We start from the raw sequence: 12,521 nt of genomic DNA, 5'->3' as shown, positions 1-12,521 counted from the left end.
AGGCTCTACCGCTTCACCCCTTCATAACTATCCAGCGTATCGCGTGCAATCTCTCGCCCCAGGGCGATCAGCTCCGGCGCCTTGTAGAACTCGAAAAACCGGCACACCCGCTTGGGCACGTTGATCAGCACATCCGGTGGATAGCCGGCAATCTTGTACTGTGCCAACGAAGTCTGCATGACCTCGAAGCTCTGGTTGATCAAGTCCAGCAGCGAGGCCGGCCCCACGTTGTCGATGATGAAAGAACCGGTGGCCGACTTAGGCGCGCCCTCGCGCTCCGGGGCCGCCGCTGATTGCTGGCTTTCCGGGTCGGCGCTGTCGGTCAGCCACGGGCTTGGTGGTGCCAACCCTTCGGCGACGATTTCCTTTTCGATGCGGATCAGCTCTTCCGCCGGTTTACGCCGGAATGGCAAGCGTGAGCCCAGCGAGCTCAGCAAGGCGTCAAAACGCATCTTGAAGGCCGCCGGACGCTCGATCACCGGCAACTGGTACTGCTTCTGGTTGGTGGCGTTAAGGTTGACTGCGATGATCAGGTCGCAATGGCTGGACACCACAGGCACGATTGGCAGCGGGTTGAGAATGCCGCCGTCGACAAGCATACGGTTGCCTTGCATCACCGGCGTGAACAGGCTGGGAATGGCCGCCGAGGCACGCATGGCCTGGTGCAGGCAACCCTCCTGGAACCAGATTTCCTGCTGGTTGGTTAGGTCGGCGGCCACTGCGGTGTAGGGGATGCGCAGTTGCTCGATGTTTATCTCGCCGACGATCTTGCGGATCTGCCCGAACACCTTGTCGCCGCGAATCGCACCGAGGCGAAAGCTGACGTCGACCAGGCGCAGCACATCCAGGTAGTCGAGGCTCTCGATCCAGTTGCGATAGTCGTCCAGCTTGCCAGCGGCATAGATACCGCCAATCACCGCACCCATGGAACACCCCGCAACGCAGGCTATGTCGTAGCCGCGGCGCTCGATTTCCTCTATTACGCCGATGTGCGCATACCCTCGGGCTCCGCCCGACCCCAGTACCAGTGCCACACGTTTACTCATGAACATTCCCCGGCCAGTGCCATCATGGTCCTACAATGCACCCATCGCTGCCTGTGCTTCAATGTAGATCGTGCTGAGCTACTGTAATAAAACTGGCCAGGCAACGCCGGCCGGGCATGGCACTTTCCAGCTGTCGGCGCGTCGAACAGCCACCGTTCTTCCATAGAGGTATTACTGATGAAAGCCTGGATTTGCCTTCCACTGATTGCCTTGGCCCTTGCTGGCTGCGCGGGCAAGACGGCCTACCGTGACAGCTGCGCGACCCAGCTGGATGCCGCCTGGAAGGAGCTGGATCTGGCCAAGGCCGAAGGCTTCGCCGGTGCCGTCAGTTACTCCAAAGCCTTGTCTTTGCTGACGGGGGCCAAGACCCAGCAGCAGTTCGAAGGCTTTGAAAGCTGTACCCGCAAAGCCGAAAAGGCCCGCTTCTACATTCGTGAATCTCGCGCCGGGCGCTGATCAGGGAGCATCGTATGTCTGCCATGCTCGACCATGTAGTTGTCCAGATACTGACCTTGCAGGTGCGGTTGCTGGCCTGTCGTGAACGCCTGGCTGCCAATACCGACAGCGAAGCCTTGCACGACCTGCGTGTCACCTTGCGGCGCCTGCGCAGTCTGTTGAGGCCGCTGCGTGGGCTGCCCGGCGTGGAGCAGCTCGAGGATGCTGCAAGGTCGCTGGGTACCCTTACCACGCCCTTGCGTGATCGCGAGGTAGTGGCGGCCGAGCTGATCGGACGCGGTCATGCGGCAGCCGGGCAGCGGCGTCTGCAGGGGCGTGACAGGACCTTCGCCAGCGTCGCTGCCAGCCCACAGCTGGCAAGGGTATTGGCGATTCTCGACGCCTTTCCATTGTTCCTGCGGGCGGCGGGCCGGGAGGGGTTGGTCAAGTCGCTGGGCAAGCGCATCGACAAGCGTCTGGTCAAGCAGTGGCGCAAGTTGTACGAAGCGTTGCAGGACCCGGCCCACGATCGCCACCGCCTGCGTTTGCTGATCAAGCGTGCGCGGTATGGTGATGAGGCCTACCCGCAACTCGATCACGCTGGGAAAAAACTGCAACGTCTGCTGAAAAAGGCACAGGGCGACCTGGGCGATTGGCACGACCGCCTGCAATGGCTGCTGCAAGCGCGTGACCAGGCCGACCTGCTCCCCTGCAGGGCCGATTGGGAGCAGGAACTGCATGAGGCGGAGCGTCAGTCAGATATGACGCTGGACGCCCTGCAACAGGCACTGACGCGGCGCTATCACGGAAAATGACCGATATGCGGGCTGATTCCCCGGGGTTTGCTGGCTAGGATGAGCGGACCTTTTCCTTTGCAGGCAGGAGCCGGCCAATGAATTTCAACCAACTGCTCGACGCCGTGCGGGCCAACCCGGATTCCGTCAGCATCCCGCCCAGTTGGGCCCAGGGGCGCGCTGCTTTTGGCGGCTTGATGGCGGCCATGGTGTATGAATCCATGCGCCTCAAGATCTGCGACAACCGCCCGGTACGCTCATTGGCCATCAGCTTTGTGGCACCCGCGGCGGCGGATGTACCCATCCGCTTCGAGGTGGAGGTTTTGCGCGAAGGCAAGGCGGTTAGCACGCTGCTGGGCCGCGCCGTTCAGGCTGGCCAGGTGGTGACCTTGGTGCAGGGCAATTTCGGTGCGGGCCGGCCTTCGGTGGTGGAAGTGCCGGCGTTACCGGCCATAGAAATGCCTGCGCTCGACGAGGCGGCCCCGGAGTTGCCCTATATCAAAGGCGTTACCCCTGAGTTCATGCGGCATGTTGCCCTGCGCTGGGCAGTGGGCGGGTTGCCGTTCAGTGGCAATCAGTCGCGCAGGATGGGCGGTTGGGTACGCTTGCGGGATGTGCTGGAAGAACCGGTGAGCGAGGCGCACGTGCTGGCGTTGGTCGATGCCTGGCCGCCCAGCCTTATGCCGTTTCTCAAGCAGCCCGCTGCGGGCAGTACGCTGACCTGGACCATCGAGTTCATCCAGCCAACAGCGAAGCTGTCGACCCTGGATTGGTGTCGGTACTGCGTGGAGACCGAGCATGCGCGGGATGGCTATGGGCACGCTGCTGCGGCGTTGTGGACGGCGCAGGGCGAGTTGTTGGCGTTGAGCCGGCAGACCGTCACCGTTTTCGCCTGACCCTTGCAAGGCTGCTCACAAGGAGTGCTCCGGCAACTGACTCAGTGTCGGTGCTTGTGCCGCTCCCGCCAGGCCTTCCACCAGGCCCCGCTCAGCACGAAGCGCGGAAAGGTGATGAACTGCTCGGTCAGTAAGCGCTGCACGGCATCCTGGCGGTTGGCGAACGGCTCGGGCTGCTCGGCTTCAAGGCGGTGCCCTTGGCGCTGCAGGCCCAGCGCGGCGACCAGGGCAATTACACCCACCGCGATCTGGCCGAGGTCGAAACCGAACAGGCCGGACAGCACCAGTAGTGTCCCCAGAATGAACAGCGGAACAGCAATCAGGTGCAGTACCAGGTTGGCCGGGTGGCGGTGATTGTGGTGATAGCCGCGCCATTGCCAGGCGGGAAGATTGGGCAGGCGTTTGCTCATGGGGATTTCCTCTCGGTCATGCCCAAAGCTTAGTGCGGCCCCCGAGTGGGGGCCAATCGAGGCTAGCTATGCTGACTATAGCTTGAGCTGGCCAATGGCCTTGTTAAGCTCGCCGGCCAGGGTCGCCAGTTCGCTGCTGGTAGTCGCCGAACCGACCGTCTGCTGCACGGTCCGCTCGGTGACATCGCGGATGCTGACCACCGCGCGGTTCATTTCCTCGGCTACCTGGCTTTGCTGCTCGGCCGCTACAGCGATCTGGGTATTGCTTTCGCGCATCTGCGCCACGGCACCGGTAATTTCAGCCAGCGCCTCACCGGCTTCCTGTGCCTGACGCACGCAGTCGTCGGCCTTGTACGAGCTTTCCTGCATGAACTCCACCGCATCGCGGGTACCCGACTGCAGGGCCGAAACCATGGTAGTGATTTCATCCGTGGAGGTTTGCACGCGTTTGGCCAGGTTGCGCACTTCATCGGCCACCACGGCAAAGCCTCGGCCGAGGTCGCCGGCGCGCGCGGCTTCGATGGCAGCATTGAGCGCCAGCAAGTTGGTCTGTTCGGCAATACTGTGGATCACACTGACTACACCGTTGATCTTCTGACTGTCTTCGGCTAGCTGTCGAATCATCTCGGCAGTTTGCTGCACGCCGCTGGAAAGCCCGGAAATCGAATCCTGCACTCGGCTGACCACCGCTTGGCCGCTGCCGGCCAAGGTGTCGGCGGTTTGTGACAAATCGCGGGTGGCACCGGCGTGCTGGGCGATGTGGTGCACGGTCGCCGACATTTCGTTGATGGCAGTGGCGGCCTGGTCGGTTTCACTCTGCTGGCCGAGCATGCCATGGCGTACGTCGCTCATGCTGGCGGCCAGGCGTGCAGCGCCCGAGTCCAGTTGTGCTGCGCTGTGGGCGACGGTGCTGACCACGCGGTGATAGGTGGACTGCATGGCGTTGAAGGCCCCGGCCATCTGGCCGACCTCGTCGCCACTGGCCAGTGGTACGCGGGCCGACAGGTCGCCGGTTTTTTCCACGTGCAGCATCACGTCCTTGAGGGTGTTGAGCTGGCTGAGCAGGAAGCGGATCAGCAGTTGGGAGGCGCCGAGCATGGCCAGCATCAGGATCAGTACACACACCGCGTAATTGCTGAAGCGATCGAAGAAAACCTGACGCAGACTGGGGGACTGAGCCAGCACAGCCAACTGCTGGTCGCCGTTGCGCAGCACCTGTGCGCCACGCAGCGGGTTTTCACCGAGGATCCAGGCGCTCGGCAGTTCTACCCAGCCTTGGGTGTTGCGCAGGGCATCGAGCGCCTCCCCGGCGTAGGTTGGCGTTTGCCCTGTTGACCAACTGATGACGTTGGCCGGGCGTGGCAGTGCTTGCCCGGCTGGCCAGGCGGCCAGCAACTGAGCTTGTGCGGCCGCCTGGCTCTGAGCCGCCTCGGCACGTGCGCGTTGCTCCAGGTGCACGGCGTACAGCACCAGCAGCAAGGTGGTGACAAAGGCCACTGCGTTGACGGCCCAGAATTTGTACTTCAGGGAAACATTGCTAAGCCAGGCACCCATGGGCAGGTCTTCTCTGAGTTGAGCGGAAACAATATTGGCAAGGTGCCATCATTGTGCCCGCATCCTCGACGGGATTTGTTGATGCATATCAACGGCGTTCACCCGCTCCGCAGAAACCCGCAAGAATCAGGGGAGCTGGAAAAAGTCGCGCGCCGTTGCCGTGGTATGCGCCGCCGTGTGCTCGGCTGACTCACCGCGATGCGAGGCCACCTCGCGCAGTACCTCCGGCAAGAACGCCGGCTCGTTGCGCCCACTTTTGGGCTTGGGCCGCAAGCTGCGCGGCAGCAGATAGGGTGCGTCGCTTTCCAGCATCAGCCGGCCTTGAGGGATGTTGCCCACCAGCGGGTGCAGGTGAGTACCGCGGCGTTCGTCGCAGATCCAGCCGGTAATGCCGATGTGCAGGTCCAGGTCCAGGTAGGCGAACAGCGCCTCGCGCTCACCGGTAAAGCAGTGCACCACCGCGCCGGCCAGGTGGTCGCGGTAGTCCTTGAGAATCGCCAGCAAGCGCTCGCTGGCATCGCGCTCGTGCAGGAACACCGGCAGGCGCAGCTCCGCAGCCAGTGTCAGCTGGGCTTCCAGGGCTTTTTCCTGCAGCGGGCGAGGGGAAAAGTCGCGGTTGAAGTCCAGGCCACATTCGCCCACAGCGCGTACGCGCGGTTCACTCAACAACAGTCGCAACTGGCGCTCGCTGTCGGCATCCCAGGCCTTGGCATCGTGAGGGTGCACGCCGGCCGTGGCGAAGAGGTGCGCGCCGCTGGCATCCAGTTGTTGGCACAGCTCCAGCGCTTGTTCGCTGACCGCCAGGCTGGTGCCTGTCAGCAGCATTTGCGTAACGCCGGCCTCCAGTGCGCGCTCGACGATTGCTGCCTGTTGGTCATGGAAACTGCTGTTGGTCAGGTTGACGCCGATATCGATCAGTTGCATGGTGCTGTCTCGTGCCGCGGGACGGCCAGCATAGCAAATGCCGCGTTTTTCTGAAAAAACCAAGAACTTCATGCTGTTGCCGTGGTCATTTGCCGTCGTTCATCACTTGGCGGTGCACCCCATGGATGCCGCTCACCGACCACGGACACGTTTTCGCATGCTGCGATGCTGGCTCATTTTTCTGCTGACGCTCGGGTTGATCTTTACCGGCCCCGCCCAGGCGCGTACGCCGGGGCCACAGCAGAACATACCGCCTGCCAAGGTGCGTGACCTGCTGCAGATTCGCACCAGCAAAGTACTGCGAGTGCTGGTCAACCAGAGCCGCAACAGCTCGGGGGAGGTCAAGGGCGAGCCAGTTGGCATCGAGTATTATCGCCTGCGTGCCTTGGAGCATTTCCTCAATGCTCGTACCGCCGACGACCAGCAGATTCAGCTAAAGCTCATCCCGCGAGCCAAGGAGCAGTTGTTGGGCGCCCTGGCCCGCGGCGAGGGTGACCTGGCCGCGCCAGGCGAGCTGCTTGACCCCACGACGGTGGGCGCTGTCAGCAGCAGTGCGCCGATACTCGACCAGGTGCCGCTGACGCTGGTCGGGCGCAAAGGCGAGCGAAGTTTCAGCAAGGTCGAACAGCTGTCAGGGCGTACCGTCGCCTTGACCAGCGCCAGTGCCGCCGGGCCGCTGATCCAGCAGGTCAACCAGCAACTGGCACTGCGCAAGCGGCCGCTGATCAAAGTGGAGTGGGTCGATTCGACACTGGCGGTGGAGGATGTGCTGGAGATGGTACAGGCGGGTATCTACCACCTGACCGTGGTCGAGCAGCCCATTGCCCGGCGTTGGGCCCGGGTTATGCCGCGCTTGCGCCTGGACAGCCGGGTGCGCCTGGGGCCGCCGCAAGCCATGCGCTGGTATGTAGGGCGTGATGCGCCGCAACTGTTGGCAACAGTCGATCACTTTCTGCAAGGTTACCGCGCGCCAGACAACCAGGATGCGGCGTTCGAGCGTATCTACCGCCGCCAGTACCGGGTACACAACCCGTTGGCCAGCAAGGGCCGCCAGCGTCTGGCCTCGGTACGGGCAGTGTTGCAGAAACACGGCCAGGCGCAACAGATCGACTGGCTCAACCTGGCTGCACTGGCCTTCAAGGAGTCGACGCTCAACCCGGCTGCACGCGGCACTGGCGGTGCCCATGGCCTGATGCAGATTACCCCCGCGGCGGCCCAGCGGGTAGGGGTGAGCAATACCGCGACGGTAGATGGCAATGTCCTGGCCAGTGCCCGTTATCTGGCGCTTATCCGGCGCAAGTTTTTTGCCAGTGCCAAGATCAATGAGCGTGAGCGCATGGCCTTTGTGCTGGCAGCCTACAACCTTGGCCCCGAGCGGGTTCAGGCCATGCGCGCAGAGGCCCGACGGCGAGGGCTCAACGGTAACCAGTGGTTCTTCCAGACCGAGCGTATCGCCATGGAGCAGGTGGGGATGGGACCGGTCAATTTCGTCAATAGCATCAACAAGTACTACCTGGCGTTCAACCGCGAACGCACAGCACTGGAGCGCGTAGCGAAGCGTTAACAATCGATTATATCGATTGTTATGTTGGGTTTTTTGCGATTTTCATATCTATTGAATTGATTATGATGGCGCCCATCCCAACACAACTGCTTCGCTTCAAGGACGCTTCCACATGAACAACACTACCCTCAACGCACTGTTCTCTACTCGTGCTGGCGCAGGCCTAAGCGTTATCCGCATCCTGGTCGGCATTATCTTCATGGCCCATGGTGCGCAAAAACTCTTCGGCCTGTTCGGCGGCTACGGCCTGGAAGGCACCGGCCAATGGATGGAAAGCATCGGCCTGGCGCCGGGTTATCTGATGGCCTTGCTGTCCGGCAGTGCCGAATTCTTCGGTGGCCTGGCCTTGGTGGTCGGCCTGCTGGCTCGCCCGGCGGCCCTGGCGCTGACGGTGACCTTGATAGTGGAGATCGTTTCGGTGCACATCGGCAACGGCCTGTTCATGTCCAACAACGGCTATGAGTTCGCCCTGGCGCTGTTGGCCGGCACTGTTGCAGTCATGATCGAAGGCGCCGGCTGCTTTTCGCTCGACCGCCTGATCGCCCGCTAATCACCCCTATGCTGCGAGCAACGAGCCGCAGGCAAGCGCGGGCCAATACTCGGCTTGTTCTTGCTTGCGGCTTGTAGCTTGCAACTTGGGGCTCATCGCTCTAGCATACCGCCTGCGCCGATTTAAACAGCTACTTGCGGGGCGCAGGAAAGCCCCACCTCCGGGTCGTCCGAAATACCGCTAAAGCGCTGGTTCGGTGACGCCTCCCACCGCTGCCCAGCGGGATTCGCGAGGCGGAGAGAAACTCCATGAGTTGCCCACGTACCAGTGTCTGTTTGAGCCCTTTGCCTGCCAGCCAGGCGTCCCGTACACCGCGCATCCTGCTCGGCGGTCGGCATCAGCCCACCCTTTTGCGTCATCTTGAAGGCCTGTCACGGCGCAAGGGGCAGGCACGTGCCTTTCTGATCCAGTTTGCCGATAGCGGCTGCCACCTCGCGCAGTATGGCAATGACCGTTTCGATCTGGCTGTGATCCAGGCGCCGGTGCCGGATGAGGCCGCCGAAGTCATAGGCCATCTTACCCGCATCGCGCGTCAAGGCCTGATTACCCGCCGCTGAGGAATGCGCTATTGAGCACCAATATCATTACCACAGAAGGCCATGAGGCACTGAAGAAAGAGCTGGACCACCTGTGGCGGGTTTATCGTCCGGAAATCACCCAAAAGGTTGCCTGGGCGGCGTCGTTGGGTGACCGAAGCGAGAACGCGGACTACCAGTACAACAAGAAGCTGCTGCGCGAAATCGACCGCAGGGTGCGGTACCTGCGCAAGCGTCTTGAAGATGTGAAAGTGGTGGCCTATTCGCCTGAGCAGGAAGGTAAAGTATTTTTCGGTGCCTGGGTTGAGATCGAGAACGACGAGGGCGAGACCATGAAGTTTCGCATTGTCGGCTATGACGAGATCTACGGGCGCAACGATTACATTTCGATCGATTCGCCCATGGCTCGCGCCTTGTTGAAGAAGGAGGAGGGTGATGAGGTGGTGGTGCATACACCTACCGGTGAAGCGACCTGGTATGTGAGCAGCATCAGTTACGGCCAGGGCGTCTCGACGGACTGACTGGGCCCGTTTTGCGCCGCCCTGAGGCATGTGCTGTCCTTTTAAGGAATCGCCCAGCCCTCAGGGTCGCTCCTGCAGAAGCTCTGACAGCCAGGACTCAAGCCTCGCGCAACACCGCCAGCGGGCTGGCATTCAGCGCCCGCCGCGTTCCCAGCACCCCCGCACCACCCACCAGCAGCGCCCCCGCCAGCGGCAACACCAGCAACCACGGGTGCGGGCTCCACTGCAAGTCGAAGGCATAGCGATACAGTACCCAGGTAATCAGTTCGCAGCCCACGGCCGCCAATAGCCCGCTGGCCGCACCCAGCAGGCCGAACTCGATACGCCGTGCCTTGACCAGCAACGGCCGCGCCGCACCCAATGCCCGCAGCAGTGCGCCTTGGCGAATGCGCTCGTCCAGCGTGGCCTGCAAGCCAGCGAACAGCACGGCCAGCCCGGCGGCCAGCACGAAAAGCAGCACATATTCCACCGCCAGGGTGACCTGGGCGAGGATGCTGCGCAGCTGGTCGAGCAAGGCATCCACCTGCAGGATGGTCACCGCCGGAAACGCCCGTGACAGTGCCACTACATCCAGGTCATGCCCCGGTGCCAAATAGAAGCTGGTCAGGTAAGTGGTCGGCAGCCCCTGCAGCGTACCGGGCTGGAAGATCATGTAGAAGTTCGGCTGGAAGCTGTCCCAATGCACGCTGCGCAAGCTGCTCACGCGGGCTTGGCGTTGCTGCCCGCCAATATCGAACGTCAGCAGGTCGCCCATCTGCAGTTTCAGGCTGCTGGCCAGTTCCGCTTCCACCGAAACCCCGGGGATGTCGTTGTCGGCTGGCAAGGCTTGCCACCAGCTGCCGGCGCTCAACACATTGCCTTCGGGTAACTCGGCGGCCCAGGTCAGGCTAAGGTCGCGCTGCACCGCGCGCTCGCCTGCCGAGTCCTTGCTGACCATCTGCTGTACCGGTTTTTCGTTGATTTGCACCAGGCGTCCGGGTGTTACTGGGTAGAGCGGTGCCGAAGCGGCATTGACCTGGTGCAGGCGTTGAGCGAACAGCTCACGGTCATCTGGCAGGATGTTCAGGGCGAAGTGGTTAGGCGCATCCTTGGGTAACTGTGCTTGCCAGGTGTCGAGCAGCTCTGCGCGCAGCAGGGCGACCAAGGCCATGGCCAGCAGTATCAGGCCGAAGGCCAGGGCCTGGCCAGCCGCAGCCATGGGGTGGCGTAATAGCTGGCCCAGCCCCAGACGCCAGGTGAGTGGCGCTCCGGCCAGCAGTTGGCGCAGGCTGCGTAAACCGAGCAACAGCAGCCCGCCGAGCAGAAGTGCAGCGACCAGGCCGCCACCGAGCAGGGCGAAGGTGAGCAGCAGGTCGAGGCTCAGGCGCCACATGATGAGGCTCAGGGCGAGGAGGGCGGCGCCGTACACCAACCAACTGCGCGCAGGTATCGGCAGCAGGTCACGGCGCAGCACGCGCAGTGGCGGCACCTGGCCCAGCGCTGCAATCGGCGGCAGGGCGAAGCCAGCCAGTGCCACCAACCCGGTACCGATACCTGCCAGCGCTGGAATGATGCCGCCGGCGGGCACCACGCTCGGCAGCAAGCCGTGCAGCAGGCGGAACAGGCCCAGCTGAGCCAGCCAGCCGAGCAGGGCGCCGGCCAGGGCAGCGACCAGTCCGAGCATGGCCAGTTGCAGGCAATACAGGCCCAACGCCTGGTGGCGCGACAGGCCCAGGCAGCGCAGCAGGGCGCTGGCGTCCAGCCGGCGTGCAGCATAGCGGCTGGCCGACAGAGCCACGGCTACGCCTGCCAGCAGCACAGCCACCAGGCTGGCCATGTTCAGGTAGCGCTCGGCTTTGCCCAGGGCACCGCCGATCTGCTGGTTGCCATCGCGGGTGTCACGCAGGCGCTGGTTGGCGGCCAGGTCTTTTTCCACGGCCTGACGGTACTGCGCCAGCGCCTCGGCATCGCCGCGCCACAGGTCGCGGTAGGTGACCCGGCTACCCGGCTGGATCACACCGGTGGCTTCCAGGTCGGCCAGGTTCATCATCACGCGCGGGGTAAGGCTGTAGAAGTTGTTGGCGCGGTCCGGTTCGTAGGTAAGCACACGGCTCATGCGCAGGGATTTCATGCCCACGTCGATGCTGTCGCCGATCGCCAGCCCCAGTGCCGCCAACAGGCGCGGTTCTACCCACACCTCGCCACGGGCAGGGCCGCCGCCGGGTGTTTCTTCGGCATAGGGTGCCGGAGCGCTGCGTACTTGCCCGCGCAATGGGTAGGCGCCGTCGGCGGCCTTGACGCTGGACAGCTGGATGCCATTGTCACCGCCGACCACGCTGGTGAACTCGACCACGTGTGCATGGCGCAAGCCCAGTGCCTTGCCGGCATCGAGCTGTTGTCCGCGGGCCGGGGCGCTGCCCTGCAGTACCAGGTCGGCGCCAAGGAACTCGCTGGCACGCAGCTGCATGGCGCCGTTGAGGCGGGCGCCGAAATAGCCGATGGCGGTGCTGGCGGCTACCGCCACCAACAGGGCAAAGAACAGCACGCGCACTTCACTGGCGCGAACATCGCGCAGCAACTGGCGCAGTGCCAGGCGACACAAGCGGGACAGCGGCATATGGCTCACCGGGCCTCCATCGGCGCCACAAGGCGGCCCGCGTCCAGGCGGATCTGGCGCCGGCAGCGGCGGGCCAGGCGTTCGTCATGGGTGACCAGCACCAAGGTAGTGCCGCGCTCCTTGTTCAGCTCGAACAACAAGTCGCTGATGCGCTCGCCGGTGTGGCTGTCGAGGTTGCCGGTGGGCTCATCGGCAAACAGCACCGCAGGCTGCGCGGCGAAGGCGCGGGCGATTGCCACGCGTTGCTGCTCGCCGCCCGACAACTGCCGAGGTGTGTGGCTCAGGCGCTTGCCCAGGCCGACCCGTTCCAGCAAGGTGCGAGCCTGTTCGCGGGCATCGCGGCGGCCGTCCAGTTCCAGTGGCAGCATGACATTTTCAAGGGCATTGAGGCTGTCGAGCAGCTGGAACGACTGGAACACGAAGCCCACATGTTCGGCACGCACACGGGCACGCTGGTCTTCATCCAGTGGCCCCAGGTCGTGGCCGGCGAGCATGACTTTGCCGGCGCTGGGCCGGTCGAGGCCGGCGAGCAGGCCGAGCAGGGTCGATTTGCCGGAGCCCGAGGCGCCGACGATGGCCAGGCTGTCGCCTTGGGCCAGGTCGAGAGAAAGCGCGTGGAGGATGGTGAGGTCACCTTCCGCGCTGGGGACCACTTTGCTAAGGTTCTGCGCAACGAGAATGCTGGGGCTCATGGA

The 12,521-nt window shown here is 63.3% G+C and carries 13 protein-coding genes; 7 read left to right on the top strand and 6 right to left on the bottom strand.

Translation table 11 applies throughout. From position 1 onward, the window contains the following. Nucleotides 1–5: 5 nt before the first annotated feature. On the bottom strand, nt 6–1,046 hold the full coding sequence (locus ACF8EF_RS01950) for a patatin-like phospholipase family protein (protein WP_176683952.1): 1,041 nt from the start codon (nt 1,044–1,046) through the stop codon (nt 6–8). 177 nt (nt 1,047–1,223) lie between these two features. Between ACF8EF_RS01950 and ACF8EF_RS01945 the strand changes: the two genes are divergently transcribed. The 3 genes from ACF8EF_RS01945 (at nt 1,224) to ACF8EF_RS01935 (ending at nt 3,171) form a co-directional block, all read left to right on the top strand. After that, nucleotides 1,224–1,502, top strand: a complete 279-nt coding sequence (locus ACF8EF_RS01945) for a hypothetical protein (RefSeq protein ID WP_176683951.1) — start codon at nt 1,224–1,226, stop codon at nt 1,500–1,502. Nucleotides 1,503–1,516: 14 nt separating this feature from the next. Then, nucleotides 1,517–2,296, top strand: coding sequence for a CHAD domain-containing protein (locus ACF8EF_RS01940; RefSeq protein WP_176683950.1), 780 nt, complete (start codon nt 1,517–1,519; stop codon nt 2,294–2,296). Nucleotides 2,297–2,373: 77 nt separating this feature from the next. Next, nucleotides 2,374–3,171 (top strand): acyl-CoA thioesterase II, encoded by a 798-nt coding sequence (locus ACF8EF_RS01935; RefSeq protein WP_209964873.1) that lies wholly within the window; start codon nt 2,374–2,376, stop codon nt 3,169–3,171. A 41-nt stretch (nt 3,172–3,212) separates the two neighbouring features. On the opposite strand, the gene ACF8EF_RS01930 is transcribed toward ACF8EF_RS01935, so the two are convergent. The 3 genes from ACF8EF_RS01930 to ACF8EF_RS01920 all read right to left on the bottom strand — a co-directional run bounded on the left by ACF8EF_RS01930 (nt 3,213) and on the right by ACF8EF_RS01920 (nt 6,059). Then, nucleotides 3,213–3,581, bottom strand: coding sequence for an Mpo1-like protein (locus tag ACF8EF_RS01930; protein WP_176683948.1), 369 nt, complete (start codon nt 3,579–3,581; stop codon nt 3,213–3,215). 75 nt (nt 3,582–3,656) lie between these two features. Beyond that, nucleotides 3,657–5,135 (bottom strand): methyl-accepting chemotaxis protein, encoded by a 1,479-nt coding sequence (locus tag ACF8EF_RS01925; RefSeq protein ID WP_176683947.1) that lies wholly within the window; start codon nt 5,133–5,135, stop codon nt 3,657–3,659. A gap of 126 nt (nt 5,136–5,261) precedes the next feature. After that, nucleotides 5,262–6,059, bottom strand: a complete 798-nt coding sequence (locus tag ACF8EF_RS01920; protein WP_176683946.1) for a TatD family hydrolase — start codon at nt 6,057–6,059, stop codon at nt 5,262–5,264. 157 nt (nt 6,060–6,216) lie between these two features. On the opposite strand from ACF8EF_RS01920, the gene ACF8EF_RS01915 reads away from it, so the two are divergent. From ACF8EF_RS01915 to greB, 4 genes are all read left to right on the top strand, one after another. Further along, nucleotides 6,217–7,623: a transglycosylase SLT domain-containing protein gene (locus ACF8EF_RS01915; RefSeq protein WP_176683945.1), complete on the top strand. Its 1,407-nt coding sequence runs from the start codon at nt 6,217–6,219 to the stop codon at nt 7,621–7,623. Nucleotides 7,624–7,735: 112 nt separating this feature from the next. Further along, a complete protein-coding gene (locus ACF8EF_RS01910; protein ID WP_392528991.1) occupies nt 7,736–8,173 on the top strand; it encodes a DoxX family protein in 438 nt (145 codons plus the stop codon). Between the two features lie 248 nt (nt 8,174–8,421). Next, nucleotides 8,422–8,730 carry a hypothetical protein gene (locus ACF8EF_RS01905; protein ID WP_176683944.1) on the top strand — a complete coding sequence of 103 codons (309 nt, stop codon included), beginning with the start codon at nt 8,422–8,424 and terminating at the stop codon, nt 8,728–8,730. 11 nt (nt 8,731–8,741) lie between these two features. Beyond that, nucleotides 8,742–9,230, top strand: coding sequence for a transcription elongation factor GreB (greB, locus tag ACF8EF_RS01900; RefSeq protein ID WP_209964877.1), 489 nt, complete (start codon nt 8,742–8,744; stop codon nt 9,228–9,230). A 97-nt stretch (nt 9,231–9,327) separates the two neighbouring features. On the opposite strand, the gene ACF8EF_RS01895 is transcribed toward greB, so the two are convergent. Next, nucleotides 9,328–11,835: an ABC transporter permease gene (locus ACF8EF_RS01895; RefSeq protein WP_392460390.1), complete on the bottom strand. Its 2,508-nt coding sequence runs from the start codon at nt 11,833–11,835 to the stop codon at nt 9,328–9,330. Next, the gene (locus ACF8EF_RS01890) at nt 11,832–12,518 is read right to left on the bottom strand and encodes an ABC transporter ATP-binding protein (RefSeq protein ID WP_021782890.1); all 687 of its coding nucleotides are present in this window, start codon (nt 12,516–12,518) and stop codon (nt 11,832–11,834) included. The genes ACF8EF_RS01895 and ACF8EF_RS01890 overlap by 4 nt, the downstream gene beginning before the upstream one ends. Nucleotides 12,519–12,521 lie beyond the last annotated feature (3 nt).

Source organism: Pseudomonas sp. zjy_15, from assembly GCF_043101865.1.
Lineage (GTDB): Bacteria > Pseudomonadota > Gammaproteobacteria > Pseudomonadales > Pseudomonadaceae > Aquipseudomonas > Aquipseudomonas putida_Y.
This window is presented reverse-complemented; position numbering and strand designations above follow the sequence as displayed.

Coding starts and splice junctions, on each gene's coding strand:
- ACF8EF_RS01910 (WP_392528991.1), top strand. CDS start 7,736: ATGAACAACACTACCCTCAACGCACTGTTCTCTACTCGTGCTGGCGCA.
- ACF8EF_RS01930 (WP_176683948.1), bottom strand. CDS start 3,581: ATGAGCAAACGCCTGCCCAATCTTCCCGCCTGGCAATGGCGCGGCTAT.
- ACF8EF_RS01950 (WP_176683952.1), bottom strand. CDS start 1,046: ATGAGTAAACGTGTGGCACTGGTACTGGGGTCGGGCGGAGCCCGAGGG.
- ACF8EF_RS01905 (WP_176683944.1), top strand. CDS start 8,422: ATGAGTTGCCCACGTACCAGTGTCTGTTTGAGCCCTTTGCCTGCCAGC.
- ACF8EF_RS01920 (WP_176683946.1), bottom strand. CDS start 6,059: ATGCAACTGATCGATATCGGCGTCAACCTGACCAACAGCAGTTTCCAT.
- ACF8EF_RS01890 (WP_021782890.1), bottom strand. CDS start 12,518: ATGAGCCCCAGCATTCTCGTTGCGCAGAACCTTAGCAAAGTGGTCCCC.
- ACF8EF_RS01935 (WP_209964873.1), top strand. CDS start 2,374: ATGAATTTCAACCAACTGCTCGACGCCGTGCGGGCCAACCCGGATTCC.
- ACF8EF_RS01925 (WP_176683947.1), bottom strand. CDS start 5,135: ATGGGTGCCTGGCTTAGCAATGTTTCCCTGAAGTACAAATTCTGGGCC.
- ACF8EF_RS01915 (WP_176683945.1), top strand. CDS start 6,217: ATGCTGCGATGCTGGCTCATTTTTCTGCTGACGCTCGGGTTGATCTTT.
- ACF8EF_RS01945 (WP_176683951.1), top strand. CDS start 1,224: ATGAAAGCCTGGATTTGCCTTCCACTGATTGCCTTGGCCCTTGCTGGC.
- ACF8EF_RS01940 (WP_176683950.1), top strand. CDS start 1,517: ATGTCTGCCATGCTCGACCATGTAGTTGTCCAGATACTGACCTTGCAG.